This window comes from Sulfitobacter sp. M13, from assembly GCF_053474885.1.
Genome location: NZ_CM130281.1, coordinates 3,215,731 through 3,235,652 on the forward strand (window position 1 = coordinate 3,215,731; position 19,922 = coordinate 3,235,652).

General features: G+C 58.8%; 21 protein-coding genes and 1 tRNA gene. 12 read left to right on the top strand and 10 right to left on the bottom strand.

Features of this window, described 5'->3' with window-relative positions:
* Nucleotides 1–36 precede the first annotated feature (36 nt).
* The 6 genes from trmD to ACVBAU_RS15595 all read left to right on the top strand — a co-directional run bounded on the left by trmD (nucleotide 37) and on the right by ACVBAU_RS15595 (nucleotide 4,147).
* Nucleotides 37–828, top strand: coding sequence for a tRNA (guanosine(37)-N1)-methyltransferase TrmD (gene trmD, locus ACVBAU_RS15570; RefSeq protein ID WP_138925008.1), 792 nt, complete (start codon nucleotides 37–39; stop codon nucleotides 826–828).
* Nucleotides 829–847: 19 nt separating this feature from the next.
* Nucleotides 848–1,807 (top strand): phosphoribosylaminoimidazolesuccinocarboxamide synthase, encoded by a 960-nt coding sequence (locus tag ACVBAU_RS15575; RefSeq protein ID WP_448327073.1) that lies wholly within the window; start codon nucleotides 848–850, stop codon nucleotides 1,805–1,807.
* 234 nt (nucleotides 1,808–2,041) lie between these two features.
* Nucleotides 2,042–2,425, top strand: a complete 384-nt coding sequence (gene rplS / locus ACVBAU_RS15580) for a 50S ribosomal protein L19 (protein WP_138925006.1) — start codon at nucleotides 2,042–2,044, stop codon at nucleotides 2,423–2,425.
* 11 nt (nucleotides 2,426–2,436) lie between these two features.
* A complete protein-coding gene (gene rpmE / locus ACVBAU_RS15585; RefSeq protein WP_093731702.1) occupies nucleotides 2,437–2,658 on the top strand; it encodes a 50S ribosomal protein L31 in 222 nt (73 codons plus the stop codon).
* A gap of 205 nt (nucleotides 2,659–2,863) precedes the next feature.
* Nucleotides 2,864–3,181 carry a hypothetical protein gene (locus tag ACVBAU_RS15590; protein WP_448327076.1) on the top strand — a complete coding sequence of 106 codons (318 nt, stop codon included), beginning with the start codon at nucleotides 2,864–2,866 and terminating at the stop codon, nucleotides 3,179–3,181.
* Between the two features lie 156 nt (nucleotides 3,182–3,337).
* Nucleotides 3,338–4,147, top strand: a complete 810-nt coding sequence (locus ACVBAU_RS15595) for a division plane positioning ATPase MipZ (protein WP_138925004.1) — start codon at nucleotides 3,338–3,340, stop codon at nucleotides 4,145–4,147.
* A 35-nt stretch (nucleotides 4,148–4,182) separates the two neighbouring features.
* Here ACVBAU_RS15595 and ACVBAU_RS15600 read toward each other — a convergent pair whose 3' ends face one another.
* Nucleotides 4,183–4,629, bottom strand: a complete 447-nt coding sequence (locus ACVBAU_RS15600) for a MarR family winged helix-turn-helix transcriptional regulator (protein WP_448327078.1) — start codon at nucleotides 4,627–4,629, stop codon at nucleotides 4,183–4,185.
* A 223-nt stretch (nucleotides 4,630–4,852) separates the two neighbouring features.
* Here ACVBAU_RS15600 and fahA point away from each other — a divergent pair, with 223 nt between their 5' ends.
* Nucleotides 4,853–6,106 carry a fumarylacetoacetase gene (gene fahA, locus ACVBAU_RS15605; RefSeq protein ID WP_138925002.1) on the top strand — a complete coding sequence of 418 codons (1,254 nt, stop codon included), beginning with the start codon at nucleotides 4,853–4,855 and terminating at the stop codon, nucleotides 6,104–6,106.
* A gap of 208 nt (nucleotides 6,107–6,314) precedes the next feature.
* Nucleotides 6,315–7,982 (top strand): ABC transporter substrate-binding protein, encoded by a 1,668-nt coding sequence (locus ACVBAU_RS15610; protein WP_448327080.1) that lies wholly within the window; start codon nucleotides 6,315–6,317, stop codon nucleotides 7,980–7,982.
* A gap of 72 nt (nucleotides 7,983–8,054) precedes the next feature.
* On the opposite strand, the gene ACVBAU_RS15615 is transcribed toward ACVBAU_RS15610, so the two are convergent.
* From ACVBAU_RS15615 to hemE, 5 genes are all read right to left on the bottom strand, one after another.
* A complete protein-coding gene (locus ACVBAU_RS15615) occupies nucleotides 8,055–9,371 on the bottom strand; it encodes a TRAP transporter large permease (protein WP_335744493.1) in 1,317 nt (438 codons plus the stop codon).
* A 1-nt stretch (nucleotide 9,372) separates the two neighbouring features.
* Nucleotides 9,373–9,954 carry a TRAP transporter small permease gene (locus ACVBAU_RS15620; RefSeq protein WP_448327082.1) on the bottom strand — a complete coding sequence of 194 codons (582 nt, stop codon included), beginning with the start codon at nucleotides 9,952–9,954 and terminating at the stop codon, nucleotides 9,373–9,375.
* Nucleotides 9,955–10,048: 94 nt separating this feature from the next.
* On the bottom strand, nucleotides 10,049–11,083 hold the full coding sequence (locus ACVBAU_RS15625) for a TRAP transporter substrate-binding protein (protein WP_448327084.1): 1,035 nt from the start codon (nucleotides 11,081–11,083) through the stop codon (nucleotides 10,049–10,051).
* Between the two features lie 194 nt (nucleotides 11,084–11,277).
* A tRNA-Met gene (locus tag ACVBAU_RS15630) sits at nucleotides 11,278–11,354 on the bottom strand.
* A gap of 62 nt (nucleotides 11,355–11,416) precedes the next feature.
* Nucleotides 11,417–12,466, bottom strand: a complete 1,050-nt coding sequence (hemE, locus tag ACVBAU_RS15635) for a uroporphyrinogen decarboxylase (RefSeq protein WP_448327086.1) — start codon at nucleotides 12,464–12,466, stop codon at nucleotides 11,417–11,419.
* Nucleotides 12,467–12,575: 109 nt separating this feature from the next.
* Here hemE and hemC point away from each other — a divergent pair, with 109 nt between their 5' ends.
* Both hemC and ACVBAU_RS15645 read left to right on the top strand, forming a co-directional pair.
* Nucleotides 12,576–13,529 (top strand): hydroxymethylbilane synthase, encoded by a 954-nt coding sequence (hemC, locus tag ACVBAU_RS15640; protein ID WP_448327088.1) that lies wholly within the window; start codon nucleotides 12,576–12,578, stop codon nucleotides 13,527–13,529.
* 102 nt (nucleotides 13,530–13,631) lie between these two features.
* Nucleotides 13,632–14,201, top strand: a complete 570-nt coding sequence (locus ACVBAU_RS15645) for a fasciclin domain-containing protein (RefSeq protein WP_448327090.1) — start codon at nucleotides 13,632–13,634, stop codon at nucleotides 14,199–14,201.
* Between the two features lie 108 nt (nucleotides 14,202–14,309).
* Here ACVBAU_RS15645 and hemF read toward each other — a convergent pair whose 3' ends face one another.
* The 4 genes from hemF to clpS are packed head-to-tail and all read right to left on the bottom strand — an operon-like array spanning nucleotide 14,310 to nucleotide 17,397.
* A complete protein-coding gene (hemF, locus tag ACVBAU_RS15650) occupies nucleotides 14,310–15,203 on the bottom strand; it encodes an oxygen-dependent coproporphyrinogen oxidase (RefSeq protein WP_448327091.1) in 894 nt (297 codons plus the stop codon).
* 26 nt (nucleotides 15,204–15,229) lie between these two features.
* On the bottom strand, nucleotides 15,230–16,030 hold the full coding sequence (locus ACVBAU_RS15655) for an SDR family NAD(P)-dependent oxidoreductase (RefSeq protein ID WP_093731689.1): 801 nt from the start codon (nucleotides 16,028–16,030) through the stop codon (nucleotides 15,230–15,232).
* Between the two features lie 29 nt (nucleotides 16,031–16,059).
* Nucleotides 16,060–17,052, bottom strand: a complete 993-nt coding sequence (locus tag ACVBAU_RS15660) for a class I SAM-dependent methyltransferase (protein WP_138924995.1) — start codon at nucleotides 17,050–17,052, stop codon at nucleotides 16,060–16,062.
* Between the two features lie 3 nt (nucleotides 17,053–17,055).
* Entirely contained in the window at nucleotides 17,056–17,397 is a 342-nt protein-coding gene (clpS, locus tag ACVBAU_RS15665) for an ATP-dependent Clp protease adapter ClpS (RefSeq protein WP_448327094.1), read from the bottom strand.
* Nucleotides 17,398–17,487: 90 nt separating this feature from the next.
* Between clpS and ACVBAU_RS15670 the strand changes: the two genes are divergently transcribed.
* Nucleotides 17,488–18,180, top strand: a complete 693-nt coding sequence (locus tag ACVBAU_RS15670) for an HAD family hydrolase (protein WP_448327096.1) — start codon at nucleotides 17,488–17,490, stop codon at nucleotides 18,178–18,180.
* Between the two features lie 245 nt (nucleotides 18,181–18,425).
* A complete protein-coding gene (locus ACVBAU_RS15675) occupies nucleotides 18,426–19,922 on the top strand; it encodes a D-alanyl-D-alanine carboxypeptidase family protein (protein ID WP_448327098.1) in 1,497 nt (498 codons plus the stop codon).

A 19,922-nucleotide genomic window follows, 5' to 3' on the forward strand; every position in this document is an offset into this window, starting at 1 on the left:
AGAACCGAAGGCCACCATGCCAAAGGCCGATATCACATGAACACTCCTTCACGTTCTCACGGACGGCAATCTGTTCGCCCCACCCTCAAGCCGCGCGAGCTGATGCAAGACACCCCCGATTACGCTGGCGTCTGGCGCGCCGAGATCGTTACCCTCTTCCCCGAAGAGTTCCCAGGTGTGCTAGGGGCCAGCCTCACGGGCCGCGCCTTGCAAGAAGGCACATGGCAGCTGAACACCCATGATCTGCGCGGCTATGGCGTGGGCAAACACCGCAATGTCGACGATACCCCTGCAGGCGGCGGTGCCGGCATGGTTATGCGCGCCGATGTGGTTGGCCCCGCGATAGAGAACGCGATGACCGGTGCCTCGGGGCGTTGGCCGATCCTTTATATGTCCCCACGCGGACGGCGCTTTGATCAAGCCATGGCCCAAGATCTAGCCACCTGTTCCGGCGTCACCATCTTGTGTGGCCGGTTCGAAGGCGTCGATGAACGCGTGATGGAACACTATGGCATCACCGAAGTGTCACTTGGCGACTTTGTCATGACAGGCGGAGAGTTGGCCGCGCAGGCTATGATCGACGCCACCGTGCGCCTGCTGCCCGGCGTATTGGGCAACGCCGACAGCGTGGTCGAGGAAAGCCATTCCTCAGGCCTGCTGGAGCACCCGCAATACACCCGCCCCGCTGACTGGAAAGACCGCCCCATCCCCCCGGTCCTCATGTCCGGCAATCACGGCGAAATCGCCAAATGGCGGCAGGCCCAGTCCGAAACGCTGACAGAACAACGACGCCCCGATATGTGGGCTAAATATACCTCCAAGAAGTGACCCTCACGGAAGGCAGACCATGACAGACCTGACCCGCACCCTTGATCACGCCCGCATCGATGAGCTGCCGAACCCTTATTTCGGCAAGGTACGCGACTGCTATGATCTGCCGGACGACCGGCGTATTCTCGTGTCATCGGACCGGATTTCGGCCTTTGATCGTATTCTCACCTCCATCCCGTTCAAGGGTCAGGTGTTGACGCAGACCGCGCGGTTCTGGTTCGATAACACCAGCGACATCTGCCCCAACCACGTGCTTGAATATCCCGACCCCAATGTGGTGATCGGCAAGCACCTGACCATTTTGCCTGTCGAGATCGTGGTACGCGGCTATCTAGCGGGCTCAACAGGCACTTCGGTGCTGACGCTATACAAGAAAGGTGAACGAGAAATGTACGGCCATCGTTTTCCTGATGGCCTGCGCGACAATCAGGCGTTACCTGCGCCGATCATCACCCCGACCTCCAAAGAGTTTGACGGCGGCCACGATGCTCCGCTGACGGCCCAAGAGATCGTTGACCAAGACCTGCTCACCCAAGCACAATGGGATCAGATCAGCGACATTGCGTTGAAACTCTTCGCGCGCGGGCAAGAAATGGCGGCGAAAAACGGGCTGATCCTCGTTGACACAAAATACGAATTCGGCACCGATGCGCAGGGCAATATCCTGCTGGCTGATGAAATCCACACACCCGACAGTTCGCGGTTCTGGCTGGCCGAAGGCTATGAGGCTGCGTTGGAGAACGGCACCCGCCCACCGTCCTTTGACAAGGACGTGATCCGATCTTGGGTTGATGCGCGCTGCGACCCCTATCACGATGATATCCCCGAAATTCCCGCCGATTTGATCGCCGCCACATCGCAAGTCTATATCGACGCTTTCGAGGCGATTACCGGCCAGCGGTTTGTGCCCGATCTGAATGGCGACACCGTGCTGGACCGTGTCCGCAGCAATCTTCGCCCCTATTTTAGCGGCTGAAACGCGCGGCGCTTTTGGTGATCGGGACTTGATCTGCAAGGGCATCCCGCCTATACGACGCGCAGGTCTGGAATCGTGTGTAAGCGGCTCCAGTCTTTTCTGCATCCGCAGATGACAAGCAAAGATGACCCTACCTTCGATGGGCTGCCGCGGCAGGCCCGCCACACAGACCGAAGCTCTTGGATCGTACAAAACTTCGTGGACTAACCGCGAGCATTCAAAGGAGACGATCAGATGAACCTGATTGCTGAGATCGAGGCGGAACAAATCGCCGAACTGGGGAAAGAAATCCCTGACTTCCGCGCCGGTGACACCATCCGCGTGGGCTTTAAAGTGACCGAAGGTACACGTACCCGCGTTCAGAACTACGAAGGCGTCTGCATTGCACGTAACAACGGCAAAGGTATTGCCGGCTCGTTCACTGTGCGCAAGATTTCCTTTGGTGAAGGCGTAGAGCGCGTATTCCCGCTGCACTCCACCAACATCGAGAGCATTACAGTTGTCCGTCGTGGCCGTGTGCGTCGTGCGAAACTGTACTACCTGCGCGCGCGTCGTGGTAAGTCGGCACGCATCGTCGAAAACGTACATTACAAGCCAAAATCTGGCGCGAACGCGTAAGGAGAGCTGTCATGAAAGCCGATACACACCCCGAATACCACACGATCAACGTCAAAATGACAGACGGTACGATCCTGGAAATGAAATCGACCTACGGCAAAGAAGGCGACCAACTGTCGCTGGATATTGACCCCTCCGTGCACCCTGCATGGAACGGCGGCACATCCCGCTTGATGGACACCGGTGGCCGCGTTTCCAAGTTCAAAAACAAATACGCAGGTCTGGGCTTCTAAACCCTTTCCATTGCGAAATTCAGAAATGGCGTGCCCCGAGGGGCGCGCCATTTTTTATTTGATCACAGTATTTTAGTCAAAGAAGCGGCATCTCGCCCCTGCCCCAAGGTTACCTCGCATTTTACGGAACAAACTGGCCGATGTTTAGGTTTTGGAAAGCAACTACGGTCCATAGTCCCCTCAGCTCTCCACGAAAGGTTCGCTGATGCCCGCTTTCCCCCTCTCTGATTCAGGTCAGCCTCGCGCTGGCGCAAACCGCACAACCGCCCCCCTGTCGCAAGTAGACAATCCCCCCCTCCCGCCGGAGGATTTGATCGCGGCGCATGACCTCGTCGAACGTAATTGCTTTGCGCAGGCACTGGTTCTGACAGGCGCGCTTGAACGGTTGCACGGGCCCCATGATGAACTCCGCCAGCTTGCATCGACGTGTCGCGCAAAGCTGGCAGTAAACGACGTCAGCGGCGTTACGATTGACACTGGACGTATGGGGGCACATGACCGCTCGCTACGGCGCTCGGGTTAGCTGTGCCTTGCGGATGGGCCGCTTGCCGCTGCGGGTGAATTTCGCAACAATAACCACAATCTAGAGCCACAAACGCTTTCAAAAGCGCCATGTGTGCCATATGGTTTTTCCCAATGTGGCCCCGACAAAAACGGGGAGTGAAAGGGACAAAACGCAATGGCGCATATTATCGTCGTCGGGAATGAAAAAGGCGGGGCCGGAAAATCAACCGTCTCTATGCACGTGGCAACAGCCCTTGCACGGATGGGTCACAAGACCAGCGTTCTGGATCTGGACCTGCGCCAGCGCACATTCGGGCGATACGTCGACAATCGCAAATCATTCCTCGCAAGCGCTGAGCTGGACCTCCCTTCCCCCGAGATGCACGAGCTCCCCGAGATCGAGGCAAGCAGCCTGCAACCGGGCGAAAACATCTATGACAACCGCCTCAGCGCCGCCGTGGCAGAGCTTGAGCCCACGTCGGATTTCATTCTGATCGACTGCCCGGGGTCGCACACCCGTCTCAGCCAGGTCGCACATTCGCTAGCCGACACACTGATCACGCCGCTAAACGACAGTTTTATCGACTTTGACCTTCTGGCACGCACTGATGCTATGGGTGACAAGATTACCGGCCCGTCCGTCTATTCCGAAATGGTCTGGAATGCGCGCCAGCTGCGCGCGCAGGCAGGCCTTGCCCCGATCGACTGGATCGTCGTGCGCAACCGCATGGGCGCACAGCGCATGGTCAACAAAGACAAGATGGAACGCGCCATCGCCAACCTGAGCAAACGCATCGGCTTTCGCATTGCGCCCGGCTTTAACGAACGCGTTATCTTCCGCGAACTGTTTCCCCGCGGCCTGACCCTGCTTGACCTCAAGGATATCGGCGTCAAACAGCTCAATATCTCGAATGTAGCCGCCCGTCAGGAATTGCGCGACCTGATGAAAGCGCTGAACCTGCCCGGTGTCGACGTCAACTTCTGACCCTCAGTGGTGGGCCATGTGCCCGCGACCAACCATCAGATTTCGCCACCCTGCCCGGCTGCGAGCTTGACCAACAGCCCCTTTAGCGTTTCGCGCTCCGCTGTGGTCAGGTCCGCTGTCAGACGAGCATCATAGGCTTCGGCCACATCGAACAGATCATCATACGCCGCCCGTCCTGCGGCCGTCAGCGACAGCAGCTCTGTCCGCCGGTCCTGATCCCCGCGCAGCCGTGTGACGAACCGCCGGTCGGTCAGCTTTTGCACCGCACGACTGATCTTGGTCTTATGCATATTGGCGCGCTGCCCGATTTCGCTCGCGGTCATCTGACCATAAAGCCCCAGATGGAACAGCACCCGCCACTCGGTCCGCAGCATGTCATAGCGGTCTTTATAGGTACGCTGGAACGCAAGGCTGCTCACTTCAGCTGCCTGGTTCAGTAGATAAGGCAAGAAATGGGTCAACTCGAATTTCTGATCTGGCATCGGTAAAATCGCTTGTTAGGTATGGCTAAGGACTATTACCTACCCAGCCGATTTTGCAAGGGAGCCGCCACAAGCCCCCCGACCCCAAGCCAGCAACCGCCCGCCCATCACACCAGCTTGACGGGTTTGAAATTGGCACCGAAACATCATACCGGTCCCCTATCGGCATACCGACCCGCGCCACAAACGTCACCGTGTACAGAACGACATGCAAGGAACACCTATGACACTGCTCACTTCTTGGATTGAAAGCGCGAACAGCGCCGACACTGACTTTCCGCTCAACAATCTGCCCTACGGGGTGTTCTCGACGGACACGCTTGAACCGCGCTGCGGTGTGGCGATCGGTGATATGGTGCTCGATATGGCCGCGATAGAAGCCGAAGACCTGATCTTGCTGCATTTCGACCCCGTCTTTGACGTGCCCTATTGGAATGACGTGATGGATTTGGGCCCCGAAGCCTGGGCCACCCTGCGCAGCCGTCTGATTGAATTGCTGTCAACCGACAGTCCGGATCAGGCAAAAGTCGCGTTACATCTGATCCCCATGGCCGACGTCCGCCTGCATATGCCGATTGTTGTTTCTGAATACACCGACTTCTATGCGGGCCGGCACCATGCCACCAATGTCGGCACGATGTTTCGCGGTGCCGAAAACGCGCTGCCGCCGAACTGGCTGCACATGCCGATTGGCTATAACGGGCGCGCGTCTACTGTGATTGTGTCAGGTACCGACATCCATCGTCCCAACGGCCAGATCAAACCCGCAGATGCAGACCGCCCGTATTTCGGCCCAAGCGAACGCCTTGATATAGAGCTTGAGCTTGGCGCCATCGTTGGCACCTCTACCGAACTGGGCGACACCCCCAGCGTGGCCCAAGCGGACGAGATGATCTTTGGTTACGTCTTGCTGAACGACTGGTCCGCACGCGACATCCAAGCGTGGGAGTATCAACCGCTTGGCCCTTTTCAGGCCAAGGCCTTCGCCACCAGCATTTCGCCGTGGATCGTGACCAAAGCAGCGCTAGAGCCCTTCCGGACCTCCACCCCCGAACGCGAAGTCGATCTGCTGCCTTATCTGGCAGAGCCTAAACCGATGCTTTACGACATTAACCTATCGGTCATCCTTCAGCCCGACGGCGGTGAGCAACAGGTGATCGCGCGCACCAATTACAACACGATGTATTATTCAGCGCCGCAACAACTGGCGCATCACGCGTCCTCGGGCTGTGCCATGAATGCGGGCGATTTGCTGGGCTCCGGCACGATTTCGGGCGCAGATAAAGACGCCCGCGGCAGCTTGCTTGAACTCAGCTGGGGCGGCGCGGAACCAATCACCCTGAACGACGGCTCTACCCGCAGCTTTGTGCGCGATGGCGACACGATGATCCTGACCGGCCATGCTGCGGGGGACGGCTACCGCATCGGTTTTGGCGCATGCGCCGGCACCATCCTCCCCGCCAAACCCACGGCATAACCGCGCTTCATTTTGCCCTTTAAACTCCCGCCGGAGGCATTCTTTGCCTTCGGCCCCCACGGGCAGAACAATAACGGGCCTATCGCACCAGGCCGCCGCCCTGCCCGCCGTCCCGCACCACAGCGGGCGGTGCTTGAAATGTCTGAAAACATGCTAGGTATTGAATTAAAGAAAAACAGCGGGCGACACCCGACCAGAGAGGAAGATCATGACGTTCTTAACCCGTATCGGAACACCGTTGCCCGCGCCCATTCATGCCTCGGCCGAAGCTGCCAAACGCGATCCCGTCAACCGCCGCGAATTTCTCGCTCTGGCCAGCGCCTTCGGGGCCACAACAGCAACAGCTTATGCGATGATTGGCATGGCGGTGCCGGCTCAGGCCGCAGCGCATAAAACCGGCGGCACCGTCCGGATGCAGATGGAGGTCCGCGCCCCGAGGGACCCGCGCACCTATGATTGGTCTCAGATCGCCAACGTCACCCGCGGTTGGCTTGAATACCTTTGTATCTGGGAAAACGACGGCACCTTTACACCCGCTTTGCTCGAAAGCTGGGAGATCAACGACGATGCCACCGAATATCTTTTGAACGTGCGCAAGGGTGTCACGTGGAACGACGGCACGGCCTTTACCGCCGACGACGTGGCCCGAAACATTACCGGCTGGTGCGATAAATCGGTCGAAGGCAATTCGATGGCCGGTCGCTTTGCCACCCTTATCGACGCGAAAACCGGTCAGGCGATCGAGGGGGCCATTAAGGTGGTCGATGACAACACCGTCAAACTCTCGCTGCCCAAGCCTGATATCACGCTCATTCCCGGCATGGCAGACTATCCTGCCGCCATCGTGCCCAAGGGGTTCGACCCCGAGACCATGCTCGACAATCCGGTCGGCACAGGCCCCTATCTCCCCGAGATGGTCGAGGTCGGCGTCAAGGCCGTGTTGGTGCAGAACCCCGATCACATTTGGTGGGGCTCGGAGATTTATGGCGGACCTTATATCGACCGTCTGGAATACATCGATTATGGCACCGACCCCTCGGCCTTCGTCGCCGCAGCGGAAGCTGACGAAATCGATGCCACCTACTCTGTCGAGGGCGAGTTCATTGAGGTGTTCGGCACACTTGAGGATTGGAACCAGAACGAAATCGCAACGGCCGCGACCATTGTGATCCGCACCAACCAGTTGGCCGAGGTCGATGGTAAAACGCCTTATGCCGATGTCCGCGTGCGCCGGGCATTGGCGATGGCAGTCGATAACGCTGTCCTGCTTGAACTCGGCCATGCGGGCCGCGGTCTGGTTGCTGAAAATCACCACATCGGCCCGATGCACCCCGAATACGCCGAGCTCCCCCCGCGTGCGCCGGACCCCGAAGGAGCACGCGCCCTGATGGAAGAAGCCGGTATGGCTGATTTCGAACACGAGCTTTTTTCGATCGACGATGCGTGGCGCAAGGATACGACCGATGCGGTCGCTGCACAGTTGCGCGATGCGGGCATCAAGGTAAGGCGCACCATCCTGCCCGGCGCGACCTTCTGGAACGGCTGGACGAAATACCCGTTTTCGTCAACCAACTGGAACGCGCGCCCGTTGGGCATCCAAACCTGGGCGCTGGCGTATCGGTCAGGCGAAGCGTGGAATGAATTCGGCTGGTCCAACCCCGAGTTTGACGCGCTTGTCGCCGAAGCACTGTCGGTGGCCGATGTCGAAAAACGCCGCGCATTGATGGCAAAGGGCGAGGAGCTGATCCAGAATGAAGGGGTCACGATCCAGCCCTATTGGCGCTCATTGTATAACCATACCCGCAAAGGTCTGGTCGGGGCCGGACACCACATCGGCTTTGAATATCATCCCGCTCGGATGGCGTGGACATCTTAAACTGCGCATACTTTTGATACAACGAGGGCCGCGTCTGACGCGGCCCTCGTTTCATGCGCCACCAGGTCCTCTTTAGGGAAGCAGGAACAGCGTGATTGCGGGGAACATCACCAAAATCACCACTCGGACGATGTCGGAGCCGACGAAATACATCACGGCTTTATAGGTCTCTGTCATCGGGGTTTCACGGTCCATCGAGTTGATGATGAAAAGGTTCATCCCCACCGGCGGCGTGATCAGTCCGACCTCTACTACAATCAACACAAGTATGCCGAACCAGATCGCCAGATGCTCTGGGCTCATCCCGAAATCCATCGCCGAGATGACGGGAAAGAAAATCGGCACCGTCAGCAGGATCATCGACAGACTGTCCATCAGGCAGCCAAAAATCAGATAGAACACAAGGATCACGACCAGCACGAACCACGGGCTATAGCCCTGCCCCACAACCCAATCAGCCATGAACTGGGGCACCCCTGACAGCGCCAGAAAGCCGTTATAAAAGCCGGCCCCCAACACAATGAAAAAGATCATCCCTGTGGTTTTGGCCGTTCCCAACAGACTGTCACGCAACACCGCCCAGTTCAGGCTGCCTGCCAACAATGCTGCCAGACCGGTTCCCGCAGCGCCCACAGCCGCCCCTTCGGTTGGCGTGAACCACCCCAGATAGATACCGCCCACAACGACGAAAAAGATCACCATCACCGGCCACGTGTTCGCCAATGCCTTGAACCTTTCGCCCATGGGCACCGCAGGGCGCACCCCCGCCGACTTGGGGTGCAAGCGCACATAGATCGAGATGGTGATGACATAGCCGATGGCGGCCAGAACACCGGGCAGAAACGCCGCTAGAAACAGCTTGGCGATATTCTGTTCTGTCAGGATCGCATAGATCACCAGAATAACCGAAGGCGGGATCAGGATACCCAAGGTGCCCCCTGCCGCCAGCGTCGCCGTGGAAAAGCCGCCGGAATACCCATAGCGCCGCAGCTCGGGCAGCGCGACTTTTGACATGGTCGCCGCTGTCGCCAGCGAACTGCCACAGATCGCGCCAAAGCCCGCACAGGCCCCCACGGCAGCCATCGCCACGCCGCCCCGCCTGTGCCCCAAAAAGCTTTCGGCGGCTTTGAACAGCGCTTGGCTCATGCCAGAGAGGGTCGCAAATTGCCCCATCAGCAGAAACATCGGAATGATGCTCAGCGAATAGCTGGAAAACGTCGTGTAGGTCTCTGATTTCAGCTTTGCCAGCAGCGGCGTGGGGTTGCCCCCCATCGCCAGAAACCAACCGCCGAACCCGCACAGCAGCATCGCCAACCCGATCGGCGCACGCAGAAAAATCATCAACAGCAGCACTGGAAACGACCAAAAGCCCAGTTCTAGATTGGTCATCTCAGTGTGCCCCTTGTTCGCTCGGCAGGATATCGGTGCCGCGGGCTGCCTCGATCACCCGTATCACGGCGCAATAGACAGCCACGACACAGGCAATCACGCCCGAGCCAAAGCTCGCGGCATAGGCCCACCACACGGGGAATTGCAGGAACAAGGTCGTCTCTCCATTGCCCATATAGCGCTGCATCCCCTCGTACAGCCGCCAGATGACCAGCAAGATTACTGCCGCCAGCACGATCTCCCAAAAGGCGATGATCCAACGGTTCGCACTGCGCGGCAGAAGCGAGGTGAACACATCCACAGAGGCATGCGCCCCATAATATTGGCAGACCGGCAGGAACGAGAAAATCGCAAAGGCGACGCCAGCCTCCAATACCTCGTAGTTTCCGTTGATCTCACCGATGCCAAGGTCGATCAGCCCTTGGGACAAGCCCGTCAGCTGCTCTTGAAGGAACGTGCTGTGCAGCATCTTGTTGACCGTGCGCCCGATGATTGACGCTGTGGTCATCAACACCAGCGCAATCAGCACCAGCCCTCCGATCACCGCGGTGAACCGGGCAAGAAAATGTATCAGCTGACGCATGGGTCTCTCAGTCTTGTCAGGGTATTTTGGTGGCATCAAGCCATCAGGCCCGCAGCGCAGGGATGCGCTGCAGGCCTGCTATACGCGCTACGGATTACTTACCGTAAGCGTCCATCAGCTCACGCGCTTCGTCGATCAGCGCTTGGCCGTCGATGCCCTTGCTGTCCATATCGGCAATCCAGCTGTCATAGATCGGCTGCGACGCATCGCGCCACACGCGCGTTTCTTCTTCGTTCAGCTCGACCACGTTGTTGCCCAGATCTATAGCCACCTGACGCGCAGGCCCATCGGCATCCGCCTGTGTGCCACCGGCAAAGACAGAGAATTCCAGACCCGAGTTGTCATCCAGAACTTTTTTCAGTTCGTCCGACAGCCCGTCATAGCGGTCCTTGTTCATCGCCAGCACAAAGGTCAGCGTATAAAGCGCGGCACCGTCAAATTCGGTGTGGTTCGTTACCAGCTCGGGCACTTTCAACGATGGCGTCACTTCCCACGGGATCGTGGTGCCGTCGATCACACCCTTGGACAGACCTTCGGGAATCGCCGGAACCGGCATACCAACAGGTGTCGCGCCGGTGATCTCAAGCAGCTGATTCACCAAACGCGACCCGCCGCGGATCTTGAGACCCTGCATATCGTCTGGCGATCGAACTTCGGCGTTCGTGTGCAACAGGCCGGGACCGTGGACCCATGTTCCCAGAATATGCACATCCTTGAACTCGGTGTCTTTCATGTGCTTTTCGAACATCTGCCAATAGGCAGAGCTGGCCGCGCGGGCGTCCGTCACCATAAAGGGCAGCTCAAACACTTCGGTCGTCGGATAGCGGCCCGGGGTATAGCCCACCACGGTCCAGACGATATCGGCCACGCCGTCAATCGCCTGATCCATCAGCTCTGGTGGTTTCCCGCCAAGCTGCATTGAAGGGTAGCGTTCAATCTTGATCCGGTTGTCACTGGCCGCTTCAACCTTGTCAGCCCAGACATCCAGAATAAGCTTCGGCACATTGGCCTGTGGCGGCAGGAACTGGTGCATCCGCAGCGTGACCTCTTGCGCCAGTGCGCCGGTCGCGCTCATGCCAACGGCAAGGGCCGCACCCGCGATCCCCATCAGGGCTCTTCTCATCATCATCTAACTCTCCCAAGTTCAGTCAAAGACGGACCCCTCTGTTGCCGAGCGGTTCCGAGCATCTCGCTGAGCAACACTTGACACCAGCAACACGCGTTTATCAATCATCTGTGACGTCGCCCGATGAAAAACACGCGACGGGGCAAAGCTGGCGGGTTGGGCGCAAAGCGATCTTTGACAAAAACAAGGGGGGGTGATGGTGGCGTTACCTGGATTTGAACCAGGGACCTAACGATTATGAGTCGTTCGCTCTAACCAACTGAGCTATAACGCCATCGGCGCTCCGAGTATGACAGGCTTCGGCCCCCGTCAAGAGCCAAAGCCAATCTTCTTCAATTATTCGCCTTCGCGAACCGTATCGATCATGCGCTGCACGTTGTCAGGATCGGCATCCGGCGTGATCCCGTGGCCAAGGTTAAAGATATGCGGCCCCTTGGAAAAGGCTTTGACGATCTGGCGCGTATCGTCCACCAGCGCCTGCCCGCCCGTGACCATATGGGTCGATGCAAGATTGCCCTGCACACATCCGTCAACCTGCACATGCTGCGCCGCCCAATCCGCCGAGACAGAGTTATCCAGCGCCACACAATCCACGCCCGTTGCCTTGGCAAACCCGATGTATTTATCACCCGCCTCGCGCGGGAAACCAATGATCGGAATACCGGGATGCCGCTTCTTCAGTTCTTGCGTGATCTCGCGCGCCGGCGCGACCGCGTATTTCTCGAACGCATCGCCGGGCAACGATCCAGCCCAGCTGTCAAAAATCTTCATCACTTCGGCCCCTGCGTCAATTTGCGCAGACATATATTCGATCGTCGCCTTGGTAATCAGGTCCAGCAGCTTTTCAAAAAGCGCGTTATCTTGCGTGCGCAGCAGATGCGCCGGCCCCTGATCCTTGGTCCCCTGCCCTGCAACCATATAGGTCGCCACGGTCCAGGGCGCACCGGCAAAGCCGATCAACGTCGTCTCGCGCGGCAGCGCAGCGGTAAGGTTGCGCACCGTCTGATAGATAGGGTTCAACGTCTCGTGAATATCACCGACGGGCCGCAGCTTGTCGAAATCCGCCTGCGTGGTGACCGTCGACAGGCGCGGCCCTTCGCCAGTGACAAACCACAGATCCGCGCCAAGCGCTTGTGGCACAAGCAAAATATCCGCAAACAGGATCGCCGCATCAAACCCATAGCGCCGGATCGGCTGCAGCGTCACCTCGGTCGCGAGATCAGGGTTATAGCACAGCGACAGAAAATCCCCCGCCTGTGCACGTGTCGCCTTATACTCTGGCAGATAGCGACCCGCCTGCCGCATCATCCAGATCGGAGGCACCGGCAACGTCTCTCCTGCCAATGAACGCAGAATGGTTTTGCTTTGCGTATCGGTCTGCGGCATCGGGTATTCCTACTCTTCAAAGGTTTTGTCTTAGGTCAAGATGTAGCGCCCCGATGTCAAGGCAATGGCACCGCTTGTCAGATCAGATCGGCCCCCCTAAAGAAGGGCCATGACTGTGAACCTGCCCACCCCCGAAAACCCTTTGCGCATCGGTACCCGCGGCTCGCCTTTGGCGATGGCCCAGGCCTATGAAACCCGCGCTCGTCTGGCTGCAGCTTTCGAAATCCCGCAAGCGGCTTTCGAAATCGTGGTGATCAAAGTGACCGGCGATGTCATTCAGGATCGCCCGCTCAAGGATATCGGCGGCAAGGGTCTGTTTACGCGCGAAATCGAAGACGACCTGCTGGCCGGCAAGATCGACATTGCGGTCCACTCGATGAAAGACATGCCGACCGTCCAGCCGGGAGGCTTGTTGCTCGACACCTATCTCCCGCGCGAAGACCCCCGCGATGCCTTTGTTGCGCCGACGCTCTCTGCGCTGGATCAATTGGCCCAAGGCGCTGTGGTGGGCACCTCCAGCCTGCGCCGCCGCGCGCAGCTCTTGCACCAGCGCCCCGACCTGAGGGTCGTCGAATTCCGCGGCAACGTGCAAACCCGTCTGAAAAAGCTCGCCGATGGCGTGGCCGAATGCACCTTCCTTGCGGTGGCCGGCCTGAACCGGCTGGGCATGCAGCACGTCCCCGCCACCCCGATCAACGATACGCTGATGCTGCCCGCTGTCGCACAAGGGGCGATTGGCATCGAACGCCGCGCCGGTGATATCGACACCGAAGCCATGCTCGCCGCGATCCACGACACCCCCACCGGACAACGGCTCGCGGCGGAACGCGCCTTCCTGCTGACACTCGACGGGTCGTGCGAAACCCCGATTGCTGGGCTCGCGACGCTTGACGGTGATACGCTGCACCTGCGCGGCGAAGTGCTGCGTCCCGACGGATCAGAGGCGCTGAGCGGTGAACGCAGTGGCCCTATCTCCGAAGGTGGCCTGATGGGTGTCGATCTTGCTCAAGACCTATTGGCGCAGGCAGGCCCCGGATTCTTTGACTGGCACACCAAAGGGTAAGATCGAAACTTATTTCACACGGCTTTTGAAACTAAGCAACGCATGGGCACGTTACTCCGTCATGATCAGCAACTGATCACGATATTAACCCAGGAGAACACCATGACTTTCGCCAAGAAAATGATGACAGCAACCGCAGCGCTGGCCCTGACCACTGGTGCAGCTTTTGCGGATGCACACGCGATGAACCCGATGGTTGGTGGCGCCGAGATGTTTGCCGAAAAGAACATCATTGAAAACGCCGTGAACTCTGCTGACCACACCACATTGGTTGCCGCCGTAAAAGCAGCTGGTCTGGTCGAAACCCTGTCCGGCGAAGGCCCCTTTACCGTATTCGCCCCCACCAACGCCGGTTTCGACCGTCTTGACGCTGGTGCCGTAGAGAACCTGCTCAAGCCCGAAAACAAGGACCAACTGACCGAAGTCCTGACCTGCCACGTGGTCGGCAAAGCTGTAATGGCCGAAGCCCTGCAAGGCATGATCAAGGATGACGGCGGCGAGCACCCCGTTCCCACGCTGGGTGGCTGCACACTGCAAGCATCCTATGCTGACGACGGCCGCATGATGCTGGCCGATGAAAACGGCAACGCAGCGTTTGTGACCATTGCCGACGTCAAACAGTCGAACGGCGTGATCCACGTGATCGATGGCGTGATGCTGCCAAAGCAATAAGCTGACACCAAACTGACCGAAAAGGCCCCCTACTTGCACAGTCGGGGGCCTTTTTTATTCCAGATGGCTCAAATCCCGGGGGAGCCCGCAGGGCGGGGGCTAGCCCCTTTACACCCACTTCGCCAAAGGCGGCAGGCTCATGAGAACCGCATTGGCGTCATGGCCGGTTTCCAGCCCGAATTTTGTGCCGCGGTCATAGACAAGGTTATATTCCGCATAAAGCCCGCGATGCACCAGTTGCGCGTCTTTGTCGGCGTCCGACCAGTCTTGGGTGATCCGCTCTTGCACCAGCGGCAGATAGGCGGGCAGGAACGCGCGACCAATGTCTTGGGTCAGGGTAAAGTCGGCCTCCCAATCCCCTGTCGCGTGATCATCCATAAAGATCCCCCCCACCCCGCGTGCGCGGTGACGGTGCGGGATGTAGAAGTACTCGTCCGCCCATTCCTTCAGACGCGGGTAAAGATCGCGCCCGTGCGGGTCCAGATGCGCTTTTTGGACAGCATGGAAATGCGCCGTGTCCTCGGCATATTCGATACAGGGGTTCAAATCGGACCCGCCGCCAAACCAGCTGGCATGGGGCGTCCAGAACATGCGGGTGTTCATATGTACCGCAGGGGCATGGGGGTTTTGCATATGCGCCACCAGACTGATGCCTGATGCCCAGAACCGCGGGTCTTCGGTCATGCCGGGGATGCCCTTGCGCGCCGCCATGGCGGACTGCGCCCGCTCTCCCAATGTGCCGAAAACAGTCGATACATTGACGCCGACTTTCTCGAACACCCGCCCGCCGCGCATCACGCTCATCAGGCCACCGCCCGCATCGCTGCCATCGTCGCTGCTGCGTTTGGTCGGGGTTACCTCGAATGTGCCAGCGGCCGCACCTGACAGCGGCCCCTCGGCGTGGTCACGCTCCAGCGTTTCGAATGCCTCCACGATCTGGTCGCGCAGGCTGCGGAACCAATCAGCGGCGCGGGTTCTTTCCGCCTCGAAATCATCGGTCATGCGCAAAGCCTTTCGTTGCTGCGTTTTTAGTGTGCCGGCGCGTCCACGGCGTCCAACAAGGACCGCCCCCCGTCCACCACGATCACTTCTCCGGTCAGAAAGCTTGAACTGTCGGCAGCAAGATACTGGATCGTATCGGCCAACTCCGACGGAGAGGCGATGCGCCCCAGCGGCGTGTGATTGCGAATGTCGTCGCGCCATTCACGGTTCTCGGCGCAAGACGCCTTTAGCGAGCCGCTCATCACCGACCCGAAGGCGACGGCGTTCACGCGGATGCGGTGCGGCGCCAGTGTCAGCGCCATTGAACGCGTCATCTGTTCCAGCGCTGCTGCCGCCATGGAATAGGCCATCAGCTCGGGCCGTGTGTGCCGCGAGGTCGTCGAGCTCAGGTTGATGATGCTGCCAACAGCGCCGCCCTCTTGCCCTTCGGCTTGTTTGATCATGCGTTTGGCGACCTGCTGTGTCAGCTGCATCGCGGTCATCACGTTTTCCTGCCACAGGGTTTCAACGCTGGTGTCGTCGCCGTCCAACGCATCCGTGGGCAAAAACTGCCGCGATGCGTTCACCAGCACGTCGACCTCGTCAAAGGCATCGATGGTAGCGGATACAAGGTTCGCAATGGTCAAACGTTGCCGCAAATCGCCCGCGAAAAAGCGGATGTTGCCCTCGTCCTTGGCATCTCCCAATTCTTCAATCAGCGCTTTCTCGTCGATGTCGGCGCACATCACATTGGCACCTTTGTCGGCAAACTGACGTGCAATCGCCAAGCCGATGCCGTTTGCGGCCCCTGTGATGATGACGTTCTTGCCAGATATTGAGAATGACATAACTCGTTCCTTAATCAGCCGCAGCCAACCTACCGACGCTTGCGCAAGGGCCGTGCCGCGTGAAACAGTTTAAACCGCGCATCGCCGCCGATTTCCTCGACATGGGCGAAACGGGTTTTCAACTCTGCCTCATAGGGCAAATGACGGTTTGCCACCATCCACAGTTTGCCTTGGGGCGACAGAATGCGTGCTGCGGTGGCAACAAAAGCCTGTCCGATTTGTGGTTCAGCGGCGCGTCCGATGTGAAACGGCGGGTTCATGATGACGCCGTCCAACCGGTGCGGCGGCTCCCAGCTGGTGGCATCCTCCCAATGAAAAGACGCGCGGTCATCGGTGACATTGCGGCGCGCGCATTCAAGCGCCAGATGCCCTGCCTCGACAACATATAGGTTTTTGATACCCGGGCGTGTCAGCGCGTGCGCCGACAAAAAGCCCCAACCGGCCCCCAGATCGGCGACCTCGGACCCCAGCTTTTCGGGCAAGGCATCAACCAGCAACGCTGACGCCAGATCGACGCCATCTGCAGAAAAGACCCCCGGTGCAGTCCAAAACCCGCCCTCTGTCAGTTCAGGGCCTCGACGCCAGTCGGCAAAAAATTCTGCCGCGGGCTCAGAGATCCAGAACATCTTGCCATGTGCCTTGGAAATCGGGCCCTGCACCGTCACGCGGTCGCGCATCTCGCGCAGGACACTATCGGCCCCGTCGGTCTTTTGTCCGTCGATCACAACGATCCCGTCGCAGACCTCGCAGGCGGCGGCGATGACAGCGCGGGCTTCGGCCTTGGCGCGTGGCAAGCACACGATACAGGCCGCATAGCGGTCCTTGATCGTGCGCACGACATCATAGCCTCGTGCCGCCCACGCATCGTAATCAGGCTTAAAGCCATGGATGATCTGAACGCGGTCCTTATCAAGGCCGGGCAAATCACTGTCACGGGGGGGCTGAAAGACGGCAATCGTCCCTTCAGCCGGCAACTCAAGACCACCGCCGTCAAGCGCCAGGTGCAGGCGTGCATCAATCACGTGTTATTCTTCTTTTTCCATAGTGCATTGCAGCGGGTGCTGGTGACGTCGGGCGAAATCCATCACTTGCGCGACCTTGGTTTCGGCGATCTCGTGGCTAAACACACCCACGACCGCCAGCCCTTTTTTATGCACGGTCAACATGATCTCGAAGGCCTGGGTGTGGTTCAGCCCGAAAAAGCGTTCAAGAACGATCACCACAAACTCCATCGGGGTGAAATCATCGTTCAACAGCATCACCTTGTACAAAGGCGGCCGCTTGGTCTTTGGTTTGGTCTTGGTCAACAGATCGGTTTCATCGTCGTCCCGATCTTTGCCCGCCATCATAAGATCATCAAGGCGCATTGCTGCTCCTGCCTGAGAAGTCGTTTCAAGTGAGTCGTATAGCCGTCTATATAACCCTAAAGCAGAATTAGAAAAGAGGGCGCGCCAAAGATGGGTAATCCGCTAACGACCATCGGTTTTGATGCCGATGACACTTTATGGCACAACGAACGTTTCTTTGCTTTGACCCATGTCAAATTCGCAGAACTTCTTGCCGATTATACAGACCGCGAAAGCCTGATGGACCGGCTGCTTGATGCAGAGCGCCGCAACATTCCGCACTACGGTTTTGGTATCAAGGGGTTCACCCTGTCGATGATCGAAACCGCAATCGAGGTCACCCAAGGCCGCGTGCCCGCCGACGTCATTTCACAAATACTCGCGGCGGGCCGTGATATGCTGGCGCATCCGGTCGAATTGCTGCCCGATGTCTGTGAAACCCTAGAGGTGCTGCAAGACACCTATACCCTCGTGCTCGTGACCAAGGGCGACCTGCTGGATCAGGAACGCAAGCTTGCTGAATCCGGACTGCGCGGGATGTTCAGCGCGATAGAAATTGTGTCGGACAAGACCCCGCAAACCTACCAGCGCATCTTTGACAGCCACGGGGACGGTCCGGCCCGCGGCATGATGATCGGCAACTCGATGAAGTCCGACGTGGTGCCGATGATCGATGCGGGCGGCCATGGCGTCTATATCCCTCACGGTATCACCTGGGCGCTGGAGCACGCCCCCGCGCCAAGTGATTCGCCCCGCTTCCATCAGATCGCCCGACTGTCCGAGGTGGCAAAGCTACTGCCCTGAACTTTGCTGGATTCTCGCCGCACCTTCGCTGCGTTGTCGCCCAACTCCCGCCACATTCCTGCCGCAATCGCCTCTATAGTGGCGGAAGATTGAGCATACGCTACATGTGCTGCCCAAAAATCGCCGCTTTTGAGGAGCCTGCCACATTGGACGGGTTTATCGAAATTTCGACCTATGATACGGTGACCTTAATAAAAATGGTCAGTCGAAAAATCGGCGGCTTAGGCAGAGCAAAGGCAGTTGTTATGAGAGTGCGGCGTGTGCAGCCAGCCCGGTTTGGGCTATTCATCCTTGCGGCAATATGGATCTTGATGATCTTGCCACTAAGCGCAATGGCGGCCCCCTATGCCGCTTATGTTATCGACGCCCGTACCGGCGAAGTGCTGCATTCCCAAAACGCCGACACCCGTCTGCACCCGGCCTCCCTCACTAAAATGATGACGCTTTATATCGCATTCGAGGCGATTAAACGTGGTGAGATTTCGCTGGACAGCAAGGTCAAGATCACCAGCCACGCCGCGTCCGAACCGCCCAGCAAACTAGGGCTGAAATCGGGTCAAACCATCTCCCTGCGCTACCTGATCCGCGCGGCTGCGGTCAAATCTGCCAATGACGCCGCCACGGCCATCGGCGAAGCAATCGAAGGCTCCGAGGCAAATTTTGCACGCCGTATGAACCGCACTGCCAAAGCGCTCGGCATGACCAACACCACCTTCAAGAACGCCCACGGCCTGACAGAGTCCGGCCACATGTCTACCGCGCACGACATGACCATCATGGGCCGCCACCTGCTCTATGATCACCCCGAATACTACAACCTGTTTTCGCGCATCACGGCTGATGCCGGCGTGCGCAAGGTCAGCCACACCAACCGCCGCTTTCTCGGCTCCTACAAAGGCGCTGACGGCATCAAAACGGGCTACACCCGTGCCGCGGGCTTCAACCTCACGGCCTCCGCCGAACGGGGCAATGAACGGGTGATCGTGACAGTTTTCGGCGGCACCTCGACCAGTGCGCGTAACGCCAAAGTAACCGAGCTGATGGATCTGGGCTTTCGCCGCGCCCCGTCTAGCGCGCCTTTGAACAAACCCTCCAAACCAGCCTATGCCGACATCGAAGACACGCCTGTCGCCTCCAACGGGGGGGCTGGCAAAGTCATCCGTCTTGTGGGCGCGGTCACCAGTTCCAAACGCCCGACCTTGCGTCCGGGTCATCAGGCGCAGGTCGTTGTCGCAACTGCCGAAGCACCGCAAGCGAGCTCGCCTATTCTGAATGCCGACATCACCGCCGCGCTGCAAGAGGCGCAGAAAACCGCGCCAGCCGTCGTCGCACAGGCCCCTGCCCCCGAACCCGAAGCAGAAACCCTGCTGGCCGCTGTCTCTGTGCGTCCGACCCTGCGCCCCTCTGCCGCCGCATCGCTGGTCGAAACAGCCGCTGTCAGACAGATCACCCCCAAAGCGCCCCCCGCACCCGAAGTCATCACGCGGGTCTCCACCTCTGGTGGCCGTCACTGGGGCGTCAATGTGGGTCGCTACCCCAGCCGCTATGCCGCAGAGAAAATCCTGCTAAAGACCGCTTTGTCTGAAATTTCGACCCTCGACGGGAGCCTGCGCAAAGTCGTGCGCCGCCCACAGGGGTTCGACGCCAACTTCCTTGGCATGACCCGCGAGACAGCCGATCTGGCCTGCCGCCGCTTGGTCGCACGTAATGTGAACTGCTTTATGATCGGGCCAAGCTCCTAA

What these genes read in the sequence shown, in the direction of transcription:
- ACVBAU_RS15615 (WP_335744493.1), bottom strand. Translation starts at nt 9,371, where the DNA reads ATGACCAATCTAGAACTGGGCTTTTGGTCGTTTCCAGTGCTGCTGTTG.
- ACVBAU_RS15590 (WP_448327076.1), top strand. Translation starts at nt 2,864, where the DNA reads ATGCCCGCTTTCCCCCTCTCTGATTCAGGTCAGCCTCGCGCTGGCGCA.
- ACVBAU_RS15595 (WP_138925004.1), top strand. Translation starts at nt 3,338, where the DNA reads ATGGCGCATATTATCGTCGTCGGGAATGAAAAAGGCGGGGCCGGAAAA.
- trmD (WP_138925008.1), top strand. Translation starts at nt 37, where the DNA reads ATGAACACTCCTTCACGTTCTCACGGACGGCAATCTGTTCGCCCCACC.
- fahA (WP_138925002.1), top strand. Translation starts at nt 4,853, where the DNA reads ATGACACTGCTCACTTCTTGGATTGAAAGCGCGAACAGCGCCGACACT.
- ACVBAU_RS15625 (WP_448327084.1), bottom strand. Translation starts at nt 11,083, where the DNA reads ATGATGATGAGAAGAGCCCTGATGGGGATCGCGGGTGCGGCCCTTGCC.
- hemE (WP_448327086.1), bottom strand. Translation starts at nt 12,466, where the DNA reads ATGCCGCAGACCGATACGCAAAGCAAAACCATTCTGCGTTCATTGGCA.
- hemC (WP_448327088.1), top strand. Translation starts at nt 12,576, where the DNA reads ATGACTGTGAACCTGCCCACCCCCGAAAACCCTTTGCGCATCGGTACC.
- ACVBAU_RS15575 (WP_448327073.1), top strand. Translation starts at nt 848, where the DNA reads ATGACAGACCTGACCCGCACCCTTGATCACGCCCGCATCGATGAGCTG.
- clpS (WP_448327094.1), bottom strand. Translation starts at nt 17,397, where the DNA reads ATGCGCCTTGATGATCTTATGATGGCGGGCAAAGATCGGGACGACGAT.
- hemF (WP_448327091.1), bottom strand. Translation starts at nt 15,203, where the DNA reads ATGACCGATGATTTCGAGGCGGAAAGAACCCGCGCCGCTGATTGGTTC.
- ACVBAU_RS15620 (WP_448327082.1), bottom strand. Translation starts at nt 9,954, where the DNA reads ATGCGTCAGCTGATACATTTTCTTGCCCGGTTCACCGCGGTGATCGGA.
- rpmE (WP_093731702.1), top strand. Translation starts at nt 2,437, where the DNA reads ATGAAAGCCGATACACACCCCGAATACCACACGATCAACGTCAAAATG.
- ACVBAU_RS15610 (WP_448327080.1), top strand. Translation starts at nt 6,315, where the DNA reads ATGACGTTCTTAACCCGTATCGGAACACCGTTGCCCGCGCCCATTCAT.
- ACVBAU_RS15655 (WP_093731689.1), bottom strand. Translation starts at nt 16,030, where the DNA reads ATGTCATTCTCAATATCTGGCAAGAACGTCATCATCACAGGGGCCGCA.
- ACVBAU_RS15645 (WP_448327090.1), top strand. Translation starts at nt 13,632, where the DNA reads ATGACTTTCGCCAAGAAAATGATGACAGCAACCGCAGCGCTGGCCCTG.
- ACVBAU_RS15670 (WP_448327096.1), top strand. Translation starts at nt 17,488, where the DNA reads ATGGGTAATCCGCTAACGACCATCGGTTTTGATGCCGATGACACTTTA.
- ACVBAU_RS15675 (WP_448327098.1), top strand. Translation starts at nt 18,426, where the DNA reads ATGAGAGTGCGGCGTGTGCAGCCAGCCCGGTTTGGGCTATTCATCCTT.
- ACVBAU_RS15600 (WP_448327078.1), bottom strand. Translation starts at nt 4,629, where the DNA reads ATGCCAGATCAGAAATTCGAGTTGACCCATTTCTTGCCTTATCTACTG.
- rplS (WP_138925006.1), top strand. Translation starts at nt 2,042, where the DNA reads ATGAACCTGATTGCTGAGATCGAGGCGGAACAAATCGCCGAACTGGGG.